The organism is Filibacter tadaridae (assembly GCF_900609045.1).
GTDB lineage: Bacteria > Bacillota > Bacilli > Bacillales_A > Planococcaceae > Sporosarcina > Sporosarcina tadaridae.
In genome coordinates, this window is the sequence record NZ_UXAV01000041.1 from 31289 (window position 1) to 49290 (window position 18002).

The window sequence follows — 18002 nt, forward strand, 5'->3', positions numbered from 1 at the left end:
GCACTAGTTCAACCTTTTTAACTTTTCAATCACTTCTTTATCCAAGTGAGTTACTTTAGCAATAAAATCAATTGGCGAACCCTCTTTTAACATTTCAAGTACAACCTCTTTTTTACCTTCTTCTATCCCTTGCTCTATCCCTTGTTCTATTCCTTGTTCTATTCCTTTTCGAATGCCCCTTTCTTCCCAAGAATTCGGCAGCTTTGTGAACTCTTCTGCATTTTCCAATTGGCTAATTTCTCGCATGAGTTCCTTCTCCTCCTTTTCATCGAGCTTCAAGTATTGTTCAAAAAAATCATTGATGAATCGTGCACGAGCCGGGTTAAGTTCCATCTTCAGCATCATGCGCAAAAACTCCATTTTCACTTGCACTTTTTCCTCTTCACGGTAACCCATTTTACCCAACAATGCGGCCGCTACGGGGTTATCTGATTGCAAATAGTCCCGCCAGTTCATTTTTTTCAATTCTAACATCAAAAAATTGAATGTTAACACATGAAAGAAAGGAAATTCGATAGTAAACTGATTGTGCTCTGTATGCTTTTCCTCATAACTAAAAACAGCAATTGGCAAAATAGGTATTCTATACTTATTATAAAGCAGACTAAAATAATGATACATTCGTTGGTGAAAGTCTTTTTGATAAGAACTTTGCGGCTCCACATGAATAATGATTAGCGTGTCTTTCCCTCTCAATTTCGCTTCAATCACAATATCCACCCGCCGGTTTTCACCAGCAATCAAATCCGTGAACAGTTCTTCAGACAATGGTTTAACCGACTTGAAGTCAATACCTGCATGGACTTCCGGAAAAAATACTTCTAGAAACTCGACAAAAAAGTTGTTGATAAGTTCTTTAAACAATTGGTCATGATTCATATATTTTTTCTTTTCCTCATGAATGATTGTCGCCAAGTTATATCGGCCGGGTGATTCTTTCACGCACGCGATTACAGCCATCTAAACACACCCTATTTCGAAGTAGTGTTGTACTAGCCAAGTTGTATTAATCTATATTATGAAGTATAGCAAAAAATCTGATAAGGAACAAGCATTCTACTTCGATTATATATTTCCAAGATTAATAGTTGACAACGCCATTTTATTTGTTATGATTGGTTAAATTAAAAAATATTTAAACTATTTTGACGGAGACATACTCTACATGATGAAATCTTAAGAGAGCTGATGGTTGGTGAGAATCAGTGATTTCCATATAGAGTAGCACTCCTAAATAGATGGGCTGAACCTTTTAGTAGGCCTATACGACGCATGCTCGTTACGCATGTTAACCAGGTTGTCATGCGTATCGACAACAAAAAAAGGGTGGTACCGCGTGAGTCATTAAGCTCTTCGCCCCTTACATTTGTAAGGGGCGAAGAGCTTTTTTGTATTTTCAAAAATGAGAGGAGAATCTATATGTTACCAGATCAGCAGTTGTTAAGAATACCAGGTCCGACCCCTATCCCTCCAAGCGTGGTGCGCGCCATGAGCCAACCAATGATTGGGCACCGAGGACAAGAAACATCTCAAATGCTTCGAAACATTGCACCTGTGCTTCAACGTATTTTTGGTACAGCGCAGGAAATAGCCATTATTGCAGGTAGCGGAACCGCTGGATTGGAAGCTGCCGTTGTGAACGTTGTCCAACCGGATGAGGAAGTATTAGTTGTCGTCACGGGCGCATTTGGCAATCGCTTCGCGAAGATTTGTGAAGCCTACGCTATCAAATTCCATCGCCTGGATGTTGAATGGGGTAAAGCGTTGAATCCTATTGAAGTCAAACAATACCTACAAGCACACCCGGAGATTAAGGCTGTCTTCTCTACTTATTGTGAGACTTCGACAGGGGTCCTCAATCCTATACATGGCTTGGCAAAAGCCGTACGTGAAGTTTCAAATGCACTTATTATAGTTGACGGCGTCTCTTGTGTTGGTGGCGTTGAAACGAAGATGGACGATTGGGGAATCGATGTAGTCGTGACGGGTTCCCAGAAAGCCTTCATGCTTCCTCCGGGTCTTACGTTCATCGCAGCAAGTGAACGTGCATGGAAAATCATCGAGAAAAACGAGCGTTCCCGCTATTATTTGGATTTAGCCAGGTATCGCGACAATTTGCTGAAGGATACAACGCCATTTACACCTGCACTGTCTTTATTATTTGGATTGGAACAAGTTCTTCATCTACTTCAGGAGGAAGGTCTGGAACAGGTTTACGAAAGACATACCTTGATGATGAGGATGACACGTGCGGCTTTCAAGGCATTGGATATCCCCTTATTGACTAGCGATGATGATGCATCTCCAACAGTTACAGCTGTTAAACCGTCAGATTTTGATCCGGAGATATTCCGCAAAATACTCAAAAAGGAATTCGGTCTTACCGTTGCGGGAGGTCAACAAGGGCTGAGCGGTAAACTATTCAGGATTGGACATATGGGTTATTGTTCACCTGCAGATATACTTCAAACCATTGGTGTAATGGAAATCGGTTTGATGAAAATCGGTAAAGCAATCGAACTGGGGAAAGGTGTTTCAGCTGCTCAACAAATCTATGCAAACCAAGGGGTGTTGGTATAAATGACTTTTAACATATTGATAAGTGATCCGTTAAGTGAAGAAGGAATCTATCCATTAAGACAGTCTGCAGAGTTGAACATTGTAATCGACACAACCAATACACCGGAAGAGTTAGTTTCCAAAATCGGCGACTTTGATGCATTGCTCGTTCGAAGCCAAACGCAAGTGACACGTGAACTTATCGAAAAAGCAACGAATTTAAAAATGATTGGGCGTGCTGGAGTCGGCGTAGATAACATCGATTTGGATGCAGCGACTGAGCACGGCATTATCGTCGTCAACGCGCCCGATGGGAATACAAATTCAGCCGCTGAACACACAATGGCTATGCTCATGTCGCTTGCAAGAAAGATTCCACAAGCTTTCAATTCATTGAAAAACCAGCAATGGGACCGTAAATCATTTATCGGCGTCGAGTTAAAAAACAAAACGTTGGGCATAGTCGGTCTTGGAAGAATTGGAGCGGAAGTCGCACACCGCGCAAAAGGACAGCGCATGAATGTTATTGCATACGATCCATTCTTAACCGAAGAGAAAGCAAAAAAATTGGGCATCGATTTTGGATCGGTTGAAGATGTATTGAAAGTATCGGATTTCATCACTGTCCATACGCCCCTACTGAAAGAAACGCGGCACTTGATCAATAAAAAAGCCTTCGAAATGATGAAGGACGGCGTTCGCATTATCAACTGTGCGCGCGGCGGTATTATCGATGAGGATGCTTTGTATGATGCAATTGTTTCGAAGAAAGTGGCCGGAGCCGCACTCGATGTATTTGAAGAAGAACCATTTGTCGACCATAAGTTATTAACACTTCCTGAAGTTATTGCAACACCGCATTTGGGAGCAAGCACAATCGAAGCGCAAGAAAGCGTGGCGGTCGATGTAAGCGTTGACGTTGTTAACTTCTTTAATGGAGGAGCCGTTCAAAATCCCGTAAACCTACCCTCCGTCTCCAAAGAAGTATTGGCAAAGATTGCGCCATTCTTTGATTTGGCGGAAAAACTTGGTGTATTCCTTTCACGTTTGCAAAACGATGTAATCGAGGAAATTACGATTCATTATGCTGGCGATTTGGCGAACTTTGATGTTCGGCCGTTAACACGCAATACCGTAAAAGGGTTGTTAAAGCGAAACCTTGGCACACATGTCAATGATGTCAATGCAAAATTGCTGGCGGACCGTTTCGGGATTAAGATAAATGAACACAAAACAACAACGACAAAAGGCTTCTTGAATATGATTACAGTGGAAGTCGCCACTGCAAAAGGAACGAAACGTGTGGCGGGAACCTTGCTTAACGGATTGGGGCCGCGCATTGTAAAGATAGATAATTATGTAGTTGATATCGTCCCTGAAGGGCACTTACTATTTATCAAACATTTAGATCAACCTGGTGCAATCGGACGCGTTGGAACGTTACTTGCCGACGAACACATCAATATTGCGACGATGCAAGTGGGTAGATCAGCCGCGGGTGGGGATGCCATTATGCTATTGAAGGTGGATAATCATGTGGAACATACCGAAGTGACACGGTTGAAAGAGCTTTCCGATATTTACGATGTGGAGGTAATTGATCTTTAAGGTGGTTGCGCTCAATTAATCTTGAGCGCTTTTTTCCGAGCTAATTCCTGAAGAATTGGAGATAGTTTTTCAAGAGTATCGATTTCATATGTTGGAACTACTTCAGTATTTCGTTCTTTCTTCTCCCGATTAATCCAGACAGATTTCATGCCAACTCGTGAAGATCCTAAAATATCCGTCATCAAATTATCGCCTACCATGATTGCTTTATCTGCGGTTATATTGCTTTGCGCAAGTACGTGTTCAAATATTGTCGGATTAGGCTTCCCTCTTCCGAATGCTCCCGAAATGACGATATGATTGAAGTAGGGTGCAATTTCGGGTGTTAGCCCTAGTTTTGTATATTGTAGACTTGGTGAACCATTTGTTAAAAGCACAAGTTTATAGTTACCTTTTAACCCGTCCAGTACATGGAATGTTTCTTCGTAAATGAATGGATGCTTTTTTCGCTCTGTTGGAAACAATTCTGCTAACGTGCGTCCAAGTTCAGGATCATCGATTCCCATACGCATAAGCCCACTTGTCCAGGAATCGCGGCGATAAGTTGGAACAATCTCCGCCAGCTTCCCAAATAACTCCCCTTCATCGTCGAATCTGCCCCACAGCCCTTCAAAAGGATTAATGCCAATCTGTTGTGTGAATTCATATGTTTCATATGTAGCGTAAAGCTCCCTTGCAACTGTCCTGACAGCTTTTTCAAGTTCGGCTGGATTAAGAGTATAGCTGTTTGCAGCATATTCACAAGTCGTTTTAAACGCAGTGACGACACTTTTTTTATCCCATAGTAACGTATCGTCCAAATCGAAAATGATCGTGTTTATCATAAACCCACATCCCCTTTTCGCTTTAGTATACACGAATGAAAAACGCCCAGCATATGCAATAGCATTTATCAAGGACACATTTTAGACCGGATTGCTGTTTGACTTGTACGTAATGGGTTACACTTCAGATAATAATTAGTTTGTAAAAAGGAGTGGATCACAATACAGCAGCATTATTTCATCGGCATTAAAATACCATCGCATATCAAAGTTCAGGTAGAACTGGTTAGAGAAAAGTATAACTTGAACGATTTCTATAAAGTGCTTCCCCATATTGGGGATTTGCATATAACATTATTCTACTTGGGCGGCATATCAGCGGATAATCTTTTACCGCTCAAAGAGGCCTTTAAGAAAGTTGCTGAAACGCATTCGACCTTTTCATTACTAGTAGACGGCATTTCCTACTTTGGTCCATCGTCCGGACCGCGAGTCGTCTATTTGACTGTTGGGCATTCTGTGGAATTGACGACCCTACAATTGGCAATTAAAAATGAGATTACACAACAACTTTCGATGCCCGTCTCAGACCGATTTGTCCCGCATATTACAATCGCAAAAAAGAGGAAGACCAAAGACGTCCTGAATATCCAAAAAGAAAAAATAATTCCTATCGAAATACCGGTAGAAGCATTTTCACTTTTCACTGTGCATCTAGACAAAACACCAAAATACGAAGCGGTCGAGACATTCTTATTGACCTAAAAAACCATCGCAATGGCCGGTTTGGCATTGCAATGGTTTTTTCATTTTTGTATTGTTATCAAACTTTCCAAATCATGATTTAAACATTCGAAGCCATCCCCTGTATTTGAACCACAGTATCATCAATAACCCCGTTATGAACATCGCACCTAGCACGATTGGATAGCCGAATCGCCAATGAAGTTCGGGCATACGATCAAAATTCATGCCATATACGCCCGCTATGAACGTCAAGGGAATAAAGATAGAGGAAACAATTGTCAACATCATCATGATACTGTTCATCCGATTTGAATTTATGGACAATTGGCTATCCCGAATATCAGCTGTCAGTTCCCGGTTTGCTTCAATCATTTCACCCAGTCTTAACAAATGATCATAAATGTCCGTGAAATACTTGCGTTCCTCAGTTAAAAGAACCAATTGTTGCGAGTGAAGCATTTTATATAACAGTTCCCTCATCGGAAATATAGTTCGCCGCAAACGCAAAAGATCACTGCGGACTTCAAAAACGTAATCCATCGACAAATGTACGGTTGAAGGTGACAATTCGTCCTCTATTTCATCTAATTGGTCTTCAATTTTGTATAGAATCGGAAAGTAATGGTCGACTACTTTATCAATGATTTGATAGGCCTTGAATACATGTCCACGTGGCCACTTTTTCGAATCTCTTTTAATCGCTTCCCGTGCGTCCGCCAGCTCCTCAATTTCATCATAGTGAAACGTCACAATGTAATTTTCACCTAAGAAAAGATTCAGTTCTTCAGCCGTTAAACTATCATGCCGAATGGAATGCAAAACAAAAAAAGCATATGTATCATAGTAATCCAACTTCGGTCGTTGTAACCGATGCAGACAGTCTTCTATTGCAAGTGGATGGAAATTAAAAAATGACTGCAACTTCGATTCTTCGTTGTTATCCGGCTGATTAAAATCCACCCAGTACCATTGTAAAGCAAGTCCCTTAATTTCATCCAACGGGAAATCAAAGATTAGTTCATCATCACTTGTAAGACCTATCGTCTGAATCATAATCCACCCTTCTTTCCCACCCGGAAAATACGCTTTTTTATAATATCTTCCTATAAGGTGCACACTTGTCCTTAATACCGATTCTTTTCAGTATGTCTTCCATCTATACCCTACATTTCTGATTTCATTGACAGTAGTTAACGCTTTCTTCATCTCTAAAAAAATATGCCAGGCACTCACGCAATTAAATGATCGCATGGGTGCCTGGCATCATACATTTTAGCTCTTTGAAGGTTGCGTAAAACCTTTAATCACATGGATATGCCCATCATCTTCGGTGGTACTGATTTCAACATAATGGGTATGATAACCACCTGGCAATTGGATAGGAAGACTCGTATACGTTTCATATTGGTGAATATGTCCATCATCAAATGACGTATTACCCTTCATGTGATGAAAATGGCCTTGCTCATTCTCAATAGGAGTACTCGTTACACCGGGATGCATATGAACATGCCCATCTTGACAGGTTGTAGCACCAAGATGGCCATGCGTATGACCGTCTTTTTTGTAATGGTCTTTCGACTTTTGTGCTTCACTCATAGAACCCGCATGCAATCCGGGTATTTCAGGCTTTTGAAAATAATCGAGATCCATTTCGTCAAACGGCGTTTTCATATAATCGTCCTGCACTTTTCCAACTCCTTTGTTTAGACTGCTTTCTAACGTATGCATCAGTTATCAAGTCAGTTACCAAACGAGGGTTGGTTATTCATATTTTGAATGATCCATGAAAACGAAATACCATAAGTAAATGACGATACATATTGCCATCGTCACAAACCCCCAGCCCAGCGTAATTTGTTCAATGAGTAAATAATTATTGCATAACTGGACCGGCACTTTAATATACAAGATTCCCATCCCGAAAAAGAGAATCGTGAAACCAATGAAAATAATCTTCTTCACTGTAAGTCCTATCTTCTTCCAACTATCCCGTAATGGAACGCCTACTAAAAATGGCAAACTAAAAAATTTGAAGGCTTCTACACTTTGTACAGTCAACGCATCATCCATTGTTCGTGGAATCATCCAATACAACCAAACAATTGTAACTAAAAGAATCCCCGGTATTCCTGCGTGATTCCAGTTTTCAAAAAGACGCGGAAAACGTTTTTGAAAAAAAGGTGCCATCAAAAATCCAGCGATAACGAGTAACGGCATCTGCATATGCATGTGAATAATCATTATAGATTCCAGTAAATGAGCGACAGGAGGAATGAGTAAAAATAAAAAGAGGAGTAGACCAAAACGTGCCTGTTTCATAGATTGCCCCTCGCTTCAGTATCCAGGATTTTCACTATCTTTTTTGCTGCCTCATCGCTCTTTTTATAATCCAACACCTCAATAAGTGTGCCGGTTTTATCGATTAAATAGAATGCAGCATTATGTGTAAAGTTCCCATAATCGTCTGGAATGACGATAACGCCGAACTTCTTCAATAAGGAATCCAACTTATTTTGGTCCTCGATTCTAGCCATTCTCCATGTTTCGCCATCACTATCGAAAATTTGCCGGTACTGGTCCAATACGGCAGGCGTATCTCTTTTCGGATCAAAACTTACACTTAGAAAGACAATCTCTTTCCCCATATAGTCTGCGGGAATCTGTTCAACGATTTCAGCTGTATTCATCTCCAATTCAATGCACATTGTTGTACAGGATGCATAGATGAATGTAACCAATACATACTTACCCTTGAATTCATCGATTGAATACGCTCGTTCCTTACTGTCCTGAAAAGTTACGTTAGGAAAAGTTGGTTTCTCTTCAATGAGATTATTGACTCGGGCAGTTTCAGCAGTAAATGCACGAAAACCATCCGTACCCATGTAAAACAGTGTCAGGCCAAATAGAAGCACGATTCCAATTGCCATGTTCGAGTATCGATTCATATACCTCACTCCCCAAACCTACACAATTTTGAAGTGATACTAACTAAAGAAAGAGATAGCCATTCCACCAGGCTATCTCTTTTAACCAGAATAGCCATCACCATGTTTTGAATGGAGGTGAACCTGGAGGCGCGTTGACGATGAGTTCAACCAACGGAATGACATATCCCATTGAAATAACCACTAACATGATGACAATCCAAAGTCCCCAACGTTCCGTCCACATAGGTGTTTTTTCTACCGGCACTTCAGGGTCCGCAATCGGGAATTCCGTTACGCCTTTCGGTGCAAAGAACATCATATGGAAAACCGCAAATACTTGGATAAGAACTCCGATGATTAGGAACGTTCCACCAACTGCAACGAAAATTAGGTAGGGGTCCCATCCCAATGCAGTAGCGTTATCACCATATGTCGAATAGGAAGTTCTTCGTGGAGAGCCGAGCAAGCCTACTGCATGCATCGAACCCGACATGAAAAGCATACCTATCGTCCAGATGATTGTCTGGATAACCCCTACTTTATTCATCCTTGGTGTCAGTACACGGTTTGAAATATGAGGAATTAACCAATAGCTAATACCAAAGAACGTTAAAATTACTGAGGTACCGACTGTTAAATGGAAATGACCGACCACCCACATTGTATTATGGACTACTTGATTCAATTGGTTCGTTGTTTGTGCAATACCACCGGCTCCAGCAGGAATGAATGCAATCATAGCAATCATTGGCGCTAAAAATCGCACATCTCCCCATGGTAACTTTCTGAGCCATCCGAATAGCCCTTTGCCTCCTAGCTTTCTACCTGTTCGTTCAAATACATAAAACATGGCAAACGCCGTCATTAAAGAAGGAAAAGAGATTGATAAACTCATGAACACATGTAGAAACTTCAAAGCTTGAGACATTCCGGGGTCGACGATTTGGTGATGAAACCCTCCTGGAATGTTCATAATAACCAACAGAATGATTACGATACGTGTCAACGCATCACTGAAACGCCTGCCACCAATAATTTTAGGGACAACTACATACCACGCGGAAACGGCCGTTAAATACCAAATGTTCACAAGCGTATGACCGAATGCCCAAAACAATGTACGACTAACCATGACATTCACCGTTGGAATCCAACCGAATGACCAAGCAATTAGAATGAGCACTTCGATTGTTACACCAATACTGCCGAAGAATAATAAGATGAAGACTGCAGTTGCAAAGAAGGCGAAAATAGGTAAGTGTTTCCCTTTATTCACTTTTCTCCAACTCGCAACGTTTATAAATGCACCAAATGCACAAACCCATATGCCCAGTACAATGAGCGCCAAACCGATGTAAAACGAAGGTGCGGCTGCAAGTGGCGGATAAAATGTATACATAACTGATGCCTTATTCAGTAAAACTGGAATAATGGCAATGACTAAACCAACAATCTTCATCCAAAATCCAATCCACGCCATCTTCCTTACTTTGGGCAATAATCCACCCAAGCAATGAGAAAGACCAGCGTAAAAGTAACCAATTGTAAAGAATGCTGTTAATACAACTACGAGTAACAAACCGTGCGCTGTCAGAACTTGATAGTAATTAAACCAGTACGGCAATTGGATAAGTCCCGCCCGCTCAAATCCTTGAAGTAATCCCAAAATCCCACCAAGTAACAAAGCGATAAATGCGACTGCCATGTAAGACTTCGCTAGTTTTGCATCTTTAAGATTCACTCCCATTACTTGATTGGCTTTTTCCTTTAATGATTTTGATGTTGCTGTACTCATTGTTCTCCCCTCCTTCATTTAACGGTAATTGTTGTACTCATCATTTGGTGCCCAGCACCGCAATATTCATTGCACAGCACCAAATACTCGCCCGGCTTATCAAACTTTTGCGTGATTTTTTGAATGTATCCCGGCATAACCATTGCATTCAAATTCGTACCCGCAACTTGAAAACCATGTACAACATCTTTAGAAGTCATTGTGAAATGGACCGTAGCGCCTTTTGGAATTTCGATGTTGTTCGGCGTGAAGCTGAAAACTTGTAAAACCATAACAACTTCATATTCATTCGGACCGACTTCAAACACGCCTGGATTATCGAAAGGAGCCGTTTGATCTACCTTTTGCGGATCCAATGTTTCTTTATTACTCGGCGGCCCCATACCTAGCGCAAATGTTTGATAACCGACAATGACCATGAATAGGACTAACATGCCCACGCTTATGGTGAGCCATATTTCTTCATGTTTACTAAACTTCATATCTATCCCTCCCTATACTCGATACATATATAACGCGAAGAGTCCGACCCAGAAAATAAGAATGACTGCACCGACTACTCCAACAGAAAACATGGTCCCTTTCACTGAATACTCATTGTCTGCATCCAGCTTTTCTTCGGTGTGAACTTTTGAGGCTTTCATCTGTAATCACCTCCCGTTTCTCTCTTTCCTACATCTTAATTGATAACAGTTCTCACAAATGTGATATAAATCACATATCCATCCCCAATTAAGACAAAACCGTGAATAAAGAAAAGCGAGGGAGCTTGGTCAGCTCCGAAGTGCACTGTAGGGATTGAAAGTCATGGCGTCCTTTGCCATTACTTTCAATCCTGAAGTGACTCAAGAAGCTAAGCGCCCGAGCTAGACAATAAGAAAAGCGAGGGCACCTGTTCAGCCCCGAAAAGCAATACAAAAAAACTGTCCGATGAAATCCACATTTAGCATGCAGATTCATCGGACAGTTTTCACTTTTCATTTATATAATTTATCTCTAACCCTATTTGGATGAATGAAATACTTGCCATCAATCAATTTAACGGCATCTTCCTTTTTAAGAAGGGATATCATTCGATTAACCGATTCCCTTGTCGTTCCAATCATATTGGCAAGATCCATATTTGTAAAATGGGTGTTTACTTTATTCCAGCCCTCTTTATTCTCACTACAATGCGTTTCACTTAAACGAAGTAGTAACAGCAGAATTCGTTCATTCGTGCTCCGTAAAGCCATTTCCTCAAGTCTCTGTTGTAGATCAACAATCTGGTCGCCAAGTACGCGAAATAATTTAATAGACAGGTGAGGATTCGCAATAAGCACTTCTTCAAAATCACGAATGGATATCGAAAAAAGGATTGTATCTTCAATAGCTTGAGCATGTGCGGGATAATTACCTTGTCGAAAAAAACCGACATGCGGAAACATATCATTTTTTTGTTTCACACAAATGATTTGCTCCTTGCCAGCAAAGTCATTTCGAAACACCTTCACTTTCCCAGAAGCGACAAAGTATACATGAGTAATCGGTGCGTCATGCATGAAAATCATATTCTTATCAGCGAATCGATTCCTTCTAATTATAGTAAGAAAAGGTGTTAGTTCTTCATCAGACAAATCTTTAAAAAGCTTTACACCCCTCATTAATTCCCGAACTTGGTCCATTAAAATTCCTCCATTTTCAAGATAGATAGAATTCTCCTTATCCCTGATCAATGCAGTAACACTCGTATTATACCATACCACTTTATGAAACTTGGCTAGAAAAAAGTTCTAATTTACGGCGTTGTTTCTTCTTTATATTCGATATGGATACCTGATTCTTTCAACTCGTCTACGAATGGTTGGAAGCGCTCTTTAACCATTATGTTTTCGATAGGAACGACACCCGTTTCTGTTACCCTTCCCATCGCAATCCATTTGGTGATTAACGCCGCGGGAATCGCTGTTGTTTTTACCATCGAGGTGATTGTAAAATTTTGTTCCGCCAAGTCGATCAGTTCCCATGTATGCTTTTTGGGTTTCCCGTCTTTAATTCCACTCACTTCTACTCTGACTACCGTAATGTCTTCAGCTGAGAGACCAATCATTTTTTTGGCAAGTACTTTTTCTGCAATCGCGCGGGGAGTTGTTAGTGACCCGTTAATCTCAAGCGGTTCGTTTGTCAGAAAACCTAACTCATTTAACACGTTCATTTTTTCCCAGTGACCGGGATATCGAATTGTTTTTTCATAAAGGTTTTTCACTTTATCCTTTAAGGTGAAAGCTGTACTATGTGCATCCGTTATGACCGCTTCACAAGCACCTATCGGCTCATCAAATACAACCTTTTCCAATCCAGAAAATGCAGCTAGCTCGACCAACTTTCCATTCTCAACTGCAAGGGCGGGTTTTGTGTACAAACCTAGTACGCTTTCAAGTCGGAAGACAACTTGATACCATAATGGTGGAACAGGATATCTTGGAATCCCCCCACATATCATGACCGCATTTTCAGCTTCGTCCAGCATTTCAATTCCCTGTGCAGCTAAGAAGTTCGTTATGCCCGGCGCAACCCCACATCCTGGCACAATAGTAATGCCTGCATCTTGTGCGTCTTTATGTAATTCAAACTTTTCATTAAACTTTGACCCAACCAGGTCTACTAAATTGCATTTCGAAATTATGGCGGCTTTACTGGCGACCATGCTTAAAGAATGTGGCAGGCACGCAACTGCTATATCAGCATCTTTTAACACGAGCGCAATATCTTCCTCAGTGGCAAATGAAGCCACTCTACCTTGTACTTTCCGGCTATTTGCGATTTCCAAACACTTATCTACATTTTCCTGTTTCACGTCGACAGCTGTTATCCTATCTACACTTTCAAACTTAGAAACTTCACTAACCACCGTTGTACCAATCATCCCAGTTCCTAACACCACTACATGAATAGTAATCATTCCCAGCCTTTCATCGTTTTTTTTGAAAAAAGAAAATAACGATCCAAACTTCTACTAGATATGTTGATTGCAAGAATCCACTAGGAAACCGGTGGAAACGCCTTTTAAGGGGTTAGCCTGTGCCATGCTCTAAGCGCCGAAGTAGCCTTGAATGGAATCTTTTATTCAACCTATATAGATTACTCTATGCATCCACTTACTTTTCTAGCGATTTAGTTCCAAAGCATTTTTTGAAGTTCATATAGAATTAAAAAAAGCACTTCAACACGTCCATATAGGAAGGTAGAAACGCTTTTTAAATAATACAGTTGAGATGAAAATCTATATTAAGTGGGCGTAGGCAATTATAGCCCTGCATTGAATTCAAGGAAGGTCCTTATTTCAACATATATACGCACACAAGTAATTCACACTAGCATCCCGTCCAAGTTTGATAGAATATGTAGTTCATGCATGGGTCTTGTCATTGCCACATAAAGCAGTTTTCGGTCGATTGGATGGTCACGGAACGGCTCGTCAAATGCTGCAACCAGAACCGCATCGAATTCCAATCCTTTCGCCAAATAACTTGGCACGATAAGTAAGCAATGCTCAGTGATGTCGGACTGTTCGCCAACTAATTGAACAGCCAACTCATTGGATAAGTCTGCGTACAACTTGTTCGCCTCTGCTTCCGTTTTGCAGATTAACGCGACTGAACGGTGTCCCCGCGCAATAATTCCGTCGTAAATTCCTTTCACTTTGCGACAATCAAGTGCTGGCATGTCGTAGTGTCCCGGATCTATGCCGTGACGTACGACAGGTTCCACAAGGGGCAAGTCCTCGTCCATTTGCGCAAGAACTTGATTTGCAAGATTCATGATTTCAATTGTTGTACGATAACTTTTCTGTAAGGTTGTGTATGTCGCCCTTGGAAATAACGCCTTTATCGGTTCCCATGAAGTTAATGCGCGATAACTGTGGATCCCTTGTGCAAGATCTCCTACCATTGTGAACATATCTGTTTCAAGGCCATCTTGCAAAGCCGCCAATTGAAATTCGCTGTAGTCTTGCACTTCGTCGATAAAGACAACACGCATTTTCCATTCATTCGCTATGCCTTTCAACTTTGTATATAAATAGTAGAGTGCCGCCAAATCCTCCACTTCCCATACTTCTTTCACATGCGCCGCAAAAAAGGTGCTCCGTTCTTGCTCAGTCCATTGATAGGTAAGCTCTTTTTGCAGTTGACCATCAGTCAGCCAATCCCTATATAGCTTTTTCACGTTAAACTTTTTGAACCTCCGCATATAGGTTGCCGTCGTTTTTTTTCCCTCTTTTTCAATGGCAGGAAGCCGTTCATCGCGCTCATCTAGTATCCGTGTCAGTTTCGCTTTCCTTTTTTCATCATCTCTAATGCCATATAACGCCTTATCGAGTACTTCATCATATTTGGCTGTCAGCGTCGTCATGATCTTCGTTCGTTTACGTTTCACTTCACTTTGTAAAATGATTTTGATACGTTCAAGGCGCTTTTCCACCGGCATATATGAAAACTCTTCCAAGAACAGCTTTTTCAGCTTGGAGCCTTTTACCACCCGGTACTTTTCAATATAGATATCTTCAAACAGTGCGGCTGTATCCTGCTCCAACTTGTGTACATAACGCTGCATGATTTCTCGGTAATCAAGTGAACCTTTCATGCGCGCAATAAAGAGTACATCCTCGTTAACTATGTCAGCTCCTACTAACATCTCCAACTTCGCGTTCGAATCGGTCAGTTTCAACTTCAATCCGGTAGCGTTCAATACATGCTCGGCATACGTTGTCTGGCAAATACGTCCTACACCAAGCTCCGGAAGGACATCCGCAATATAATCCATAAACAACTTACTCGGAGCTAGGATCATCAGTTTTTCTGCCGGGAAATGTTCCCCCATTGTGTAAAGGAAATAAGAAATTCTATGAAGGGCTATTGTCGTTTTCCCACTTCCAGCGGCACCTTGTACAATAATAGGCTGTTTCAAATTCGCGCGGATGATCGTATTTTGCTCCGCTTGAATAGTAGACACTATTTCAGTTAACCGGACATCTGCTTTTCCAGACAATGCCTCTTGAAGAAGCTCATCATTTGTCGTCAGGTCAACATCTCGTATTCCGAGAAGTTCTCCTTCTTCAATCTGAAATTGGCGTTTTGAAAACAAATGCCCTTTGAATTCCTCTTCTCGTACTTGATAAGATAAATCTCCTAGCCTTCCATCATAATAAACATTCGCAACGGGAGAACGCCAATCCACGATGATTGGCTCTTGCGTTTCCCTGTGGAATAAAGATGTCTTTCCTATATAAAGTAATTCATCTGCTTCTTCTTCCTTTTGAAAATGAATACGTGCAAAGTATGGCTTCTGCCGAATCGCTTCCAACCCCTCTTTTTGAGAACGGGCCATTTCAAAAAAACGTGTATTCGTTAAGATATTAATGTAACTTAAACTGGAATCGAGATAATCCAGATCCGCCATCGAATGCCGTATTTTCTCTTGAGAGGATTTCACGTCACGTTGTGATTCCTCTAATAACTGTTGCATGTATTTTTTCGTATAGTCAAGGCGCTGCAATTCCAACTCAAAATCAGGATGCTTCTGCATGTACAGGACCTCCATTTTGTGTATTTGCGGTATTTTGGTAGTTAGCGTGTCGGAGACGGAACACTATCTTAACACTCTGAAAATAAGGTAGCAACAACTATTCAAAAATTGAAAGAAAGAAAAAGCCGATTGCACATATGCAACCAGCTTTTTCTTTCTAGGCATTATTCTATTTTAAATTGGCCCATATCTGTTTGTAGTTTTTCAGCAAGTTCAGCAAGCACAAGTGAGCTGGCTGATATCTCTTCATTTGCGGCAAGTTGCTCTTCTGTTGCAGCACTTGTCGATTGCGCTTGCTCTGATGATTGCTGCGCTAATTCTTGGACGTTCAATGCCCCAGTTGCTACGCTCTCCGTCATCAAGCGGATTTGTTCGATTGCCGCAGAGACCGTTCCAATTTTATTGCCCACATCTGTAGCTGCATATTCGATCCGATCAAATACATCACTTGTCTGCGTTGTTATGGAAAGACCTTCTTCAACTCTCTGATTTCCCTCTTTGGTACTGGATACAGCCAGTTCAACGTTTTCAGTCATTTCATCAATCATTTGACCGATTTCTATCGCCGAATGCTTCGATTGCTCAGCGAGATTTCGCACTTCATCAGCTACTACTGCAAATCCTTTACCATGCTCACCCGCACGTGCTGCTTCAATTGCGGCGTTGAGCGCTAGCAAGTTTGTCTGCTCGGCAATGGCTGTTATCAGTTTTGTTACGTTTCGGATTTCTCCCGAATGATCGGCCATCTTACCCATGATTCCCGCCGATTGTCCAATTGTAGAATTGATAATTTTCATTTGAGTTGTTACATTTCCCATAAGTGACGCACCTTCTTCAACAAGGCGATTGACCTCTTCTGACGAATGTAGCATAGCTCTGTTGCCTTCTGTAACCTGGTCAATTCCCGTTACCATTTCTTCAATTGCGCTAGCTGTTTCGCCGACGATTGTTACTTGCGACTCACTTCCCGCAAGGTTTTGCTCCGTTATTTCAGCAACCATTTCTGAAGCTGCCAGACTCTCTTCCGAACTTGCCGACAATTCTTCCGCTTGAACAGCAAGCTGGACAGCCGATTCATTGGCTCTTTTAATAATGCCACGCAAATCTGCTGTCATGCCATTAAATGCGGATGCCATGTCACCAATCTCATCTTTATTGCGAATGCGCACCGGCTCAATCGCAAAATTGCCTTCAGCAATTTCCGACAATGCCGATGTCAATTTCCCAACAGGACGTGCAATGCTTCTACTAATAATACGCGCAATAATGATGCTTAAAATAATAGCAATCCCGGTTAAAACGCTAATAAACATACGTGTATTAGCCAGTAAATCTACCAAGTCTTTTTCCGTCTTTTTCATTTCTTCCTCTTGATGTTGTATCAGTTTAGCAACGCTTTCTTCAATCGTACTCTGATAGATAGCAGCGTCGGATGCTAGATTAAGTGCTTTTTCATCGTTAGCGCTATTGAACTCTTCGACTGCCATGTCAATTGTTTCACTATAACTTTTACGTGCATCTTTTACTTCATTAAGTAGCTCACGGGCATTTTTACTTTTAACAATCTTGTCTAATGTAGACCACTGCTCTTCAAAGGTGTCACTTAATTCTCCACGGTTTTTAAGATAAGAAATTTTCTTGAACAGCAAAAAGCCACGAACATTGCTAACGATTTGGTATTGTGTGGATGAAAGTTCTTCCAATACAATCACTTTCTGAATCCGATCATCTATAAGAAAACGATATTCATCATTCATTTTAGAAAGAGACCAAAACCCCGAAATCCCCACTACTATCAATAATAGAAGAACCGCTAGAAAACCGGTCCATAATTTTTTCCCTACAGTAAACTTCATGATAATCCCCCTCGTATATCATAGTCTTCTATAATTATAGACTAAGAGACTAAAGTAGTATATTTGTGAGAATTAATAAATAGTAATGGGTGGTTATTGTTTCCTATGTATGTTGAAATGAAGTGTTTCATTGAACACGCTGCGGCGCTTGGGGATGCCTCCCGCCCCTGAAGGC

General features: G+C 41.1%; 16 protein-coding genes and 1 other annotated feature. Of the genes, 3 read left to right on the plus strand and 13 right to left on the minus strand.

Translation table 11 applies throughout. The features are described 5' to 3' along the window. Window positions 1-3 precede the first annotated feature (3 nt). The gene (locus tag FILTAD_RS08700) at window positions 4-960 is read right to left on the minus strand and encodes an RpnC/YadD family protein (protein ID WP_415579283.1); all 957 of its coding nucleotides are present in this window, start codon (window positions 958-960) and stop codon (window positions 4-6) included. 176 nt (window positions 961-1136) lie between these two features. Beyond that, window positions 1137-1364 (plus strand) — a binding site (T-box leader). 55 nt (window positions 1365-1419) lie between these two features. Here FILTAD_RS08700 and FILTAD_RS08705 point away from each other — a divergent pair. Both FILTAD_RS08705 and serA read left to right on the plus strand, forming a co-directional pair. Continuing rightward, complete coding sequence (locus FILTAD_RS08705; RefSeq protein WP_124070173.1) at window positions 1420-2580, plus strand: pyridoxal-phosphate-dependent aminotransferase family protein; 1161 nt, start codon at window positions 1420-1422, stop codon at window positions 2578-2580. Continuing rightward, entirely contained in the window at window positions 2581-4167 is a 1587-nt protein-coding gene (gene serA, locus FILTAD_RS08710; RefSeq protein ID WP_124070174.1) for a phosphoglycerate dehydrogenase, read from the plus strand. It begins immediately after the preceding gene. An 11-nt stretch (window positions 4168-4178) separates the two neighbouring features. Here serA and FILTAD_RS08715 read toward each other — a convergent pair whose 3' ends face one another. Next, window positions 4179-4991, minus strand: coding sequence for an HAD family hydrolase (locus FILTAD_RS08715; RefSeq protein WP_124070176.1), 813 nt, complete (start codon window positions 4989-4991; stop codon window positions 4179-4181). A gap of 180 nt (window positions 4992-5171) precedes the next feature. On the opposite strand from FILTAD_RS08715, the gene thpR reads away from it, so the two are divergent. Then, a complete protein-coding gene (gene thpR, locus FILTAD_RS08720; RefSeq protein ID WP_282432580.1) occupies window positions 5172-5696 on the plus strand; it encodes an RNA 2',3'-cyclic phosphodiesterase in 525 nt (174 codons plus the stop codon). A 72-nt stretch (window positions 5697-5768) separates the two neighbouring features. Here the strand turns inward: thpR and corA are convergent, their stop codons facing one another. The 11 genes from corA to FILTAD_RS08775 form a co-directional block, all read right to left on the minus strand. Continuing rightward, window positions 5769-6731 carry a magnesium/cobalt transporter CorA gene (corA, locus tag FILTAD_RS08725; protein ID WP_124070181.1) on the minus strand — a complete coding sequence of 321 codons (963 nt, stop codon included), beginning with the start codon at window positions 6729-6731 and terminating at the stop codon, window positions 5769-5771. 219 nt (window positions 6732-6950) lie between these two features. Beyond that, window positions 6951-7367, minus strand: coding sequence for a YmaF family protein (locus FILTAD_RS08730; protein ID WP_160117589.1), 417 nt, complete (start codon window positions 7365-7367; stop codon window positions 6951-6953). 75 nt (window positions 7368-7442) lie between these two features. Further along, window positions 7443-8000 carry a hypothetical protein gene (locus tag FILTAD_RS08735; protein ID WP_124070185.1) on the minus strand — a complete coding sequence of 186 codons (558 nt, stop codon included), beginning with the start codon at window positions 7998-8000 and terminating at the stop codon, window positions 7443-7445. After that, on the minus strand, window positions 7997-8629 hold the full coding sequence (locus FILTAD_RS08740) for an SCO family protein (RefSeq protein WP_124070187.1): 633 nt from the start codon (window positions 8627-8629) through the stop codon (window positions 7997-7999). The genes FILTAD_RS08735 and FILTAD_RS08740 overlap by 4 nt, the downstream gene beginning before the upstream one ends. A gap of 97 nt (window positions 8630-8726) precedes the next feature. Then, the gene (locus tag FILTAD_RS08745) at window positions 8727-10406 is read right to left on the minus strand and encodes a cbb3-type cytochrome c oxidase subunit I (RefSeq protein ID WP_124070189.1); all 1680 of its coding nucleotides are present in this window, start codon (window positions 10404-10406) and stop codon (window positions 8727-8729) included. A 14-nt stretch (window positions 10407-10420) separates the two neighbouring features. Further along, window positions 10421-10888, minus strand: coding sequence for a cytochrome c oxidase subunit II (locus FILTAD_RS08750; protein WP_124070192.1), 468 nt, complete (start codon window positions 10886-10888; stop codon window positions 10421-10423). A 12-nt stretch (window positions 10889-10900) separates the two neighbouring features. Beyond that, window positions 10901-11050 (minus strand): cytochrome c oxidase subunit 2A, encoded by a 150-nt coding sequence (locus FILTAD_RS08755; protein ID WP_124070194.1) that lies wholly within the window; start codon window positions 11048-11050, stop codon window positions 10901-10903. 333 nt (window positions 11051-11383) lie between these two features. Then, entirely contained in the window at window positions 11384-12070 is a 687-nt protein-coding gene (locus FILTAD_RS08760) for a Crp/Fnr family transcriptional regulator (RefSeq protein WP_238988198.1), read from the minus strand. Between the two features lie 113 nt (window positions 12071-12183). After that, window positions 12184-13338 (minus strand): saccharopine dehydrogenase family protein, encoded by a 1155-nt coding sequence (locus FILTAD_RS08765; RefSeq protein WP_124070374.1) that lies wholly within the window; start codon window positions 13336-13338, stop codon window positions 12184-12186. A gap of 416 nt (window positions 13339-13754) precedes the next feature. Further along, on the minus strand, window positions 13755-15971 hold the full coding sequence (gene helD / locus FILTAD_RS08770; protein WP_124070195.1) for an RNA polymerase recycling motor HelD: 2217 nt from the start codon (window positions 15969-15971) through the stop codon (window positions 13755-13757). 164 nt (window positions 15972-16135) lie between these two features. Further along, the gene (locus FILTAD_RS08775) at window positions 16136-17827 is read right to left on the minus strand and encodes a methyl-accepting chemotaxis protein (protein WP_124070196.1); all 1692 of its coding nucleotides are present in this window, start codon (window positions 17825-17827) and stop codon (window positions 16136-16138) included. Between the last annotated feature and the right edge of the window lie 175 nt (window positions 17828-18002).

Coding starts and splice junctions, on each gene's coding strand:
- FILTAD_RS08755 (WP_124070194.1), bottom strand. CDS start 11,050: ATGAAAGCCTCAAAAGTTCACACCGAAGAAAAGCTGGATGCAGACAAT.
- helD (WP_124070195.1), bottom strand. CDS start 15,971: ATGCAGAAGCATCCTGATTTTGAGTTGGAATTGCAGCGCCTTGACTAT.
- FILTAD_RS08760 (WP_238988198.1), bottom strand. CDS start 12,070: ATGGACCAAGTTCGGGAATTAATGAGGGGTGTAAAGCTTTTTAAAGAT.
- FILTAD_RS08745 (WP_124070189.1), bottom strand. CDS start 10,406: ATGAGTACAGCAACATCAAAATCATTAAAGGAAAAAGCCAATCAAGTA.
- FILTAD_RS08735 (WP_124070185.1), bottom strand. CDS start 8,000: ATGAAACAGGCACGTTTTGGTCTACTCCTCTTTTTATTTTTACTCATT.
- serA (WP_124070174.1), top strand. CDS start 2,581: ATGACTTTTAACATATTGATAAGTGATCCGTTAAGTGAAGAAGGAATC.
- FILTAD_RS08705 (WP_124070173.1), top strand. CDS start 1,420: ATGTTACCAGATCAGCAGTTGTTAAGAATACCAGGTCCGACCCCTATC.
- FILTAD_RS08750 (WP_124070192.1), bottom strand. CDS start 10,888: ATGAAGTTTAGTAAACATGAAGAAATATGGCTCACCATAAGCGTGGGC.
- FILTAD_RS08740 (WP_124070187.1), bottom strand. CDS start 8,629: ATGAATCGATACTCGAACATGGCAATTGGAATCGTGCTTCTATTTGGC.
- FILTAD_RS08775 (WP_124070196.1), bottom strand. CDS start 17,827: ATGAAGTTTACTGTAGGGAAAAAATTATGGACCGGTTTTCTAGCGGTT.
- corA (WP_124070181.1), bottom strand. CDS start 6,731: ATGATTCAGACGATAGGTCTTACAAGTGATGATGAACTAATCTTTGAT.
- FILTAD_RS08700 (WP_415579283.1), bottom strand. CDS start 960: ATGGCTGTAATCGCGTGCGTGAAAGAATCACCCGGCCGATATAACTTG.
- FILTAD_RS08715 (WP_124070176.1), bottom strand. CDS start 4,991: ATGATAAACACGATCATTTTCGATTTGGACGATACGTTACTATGGGAT.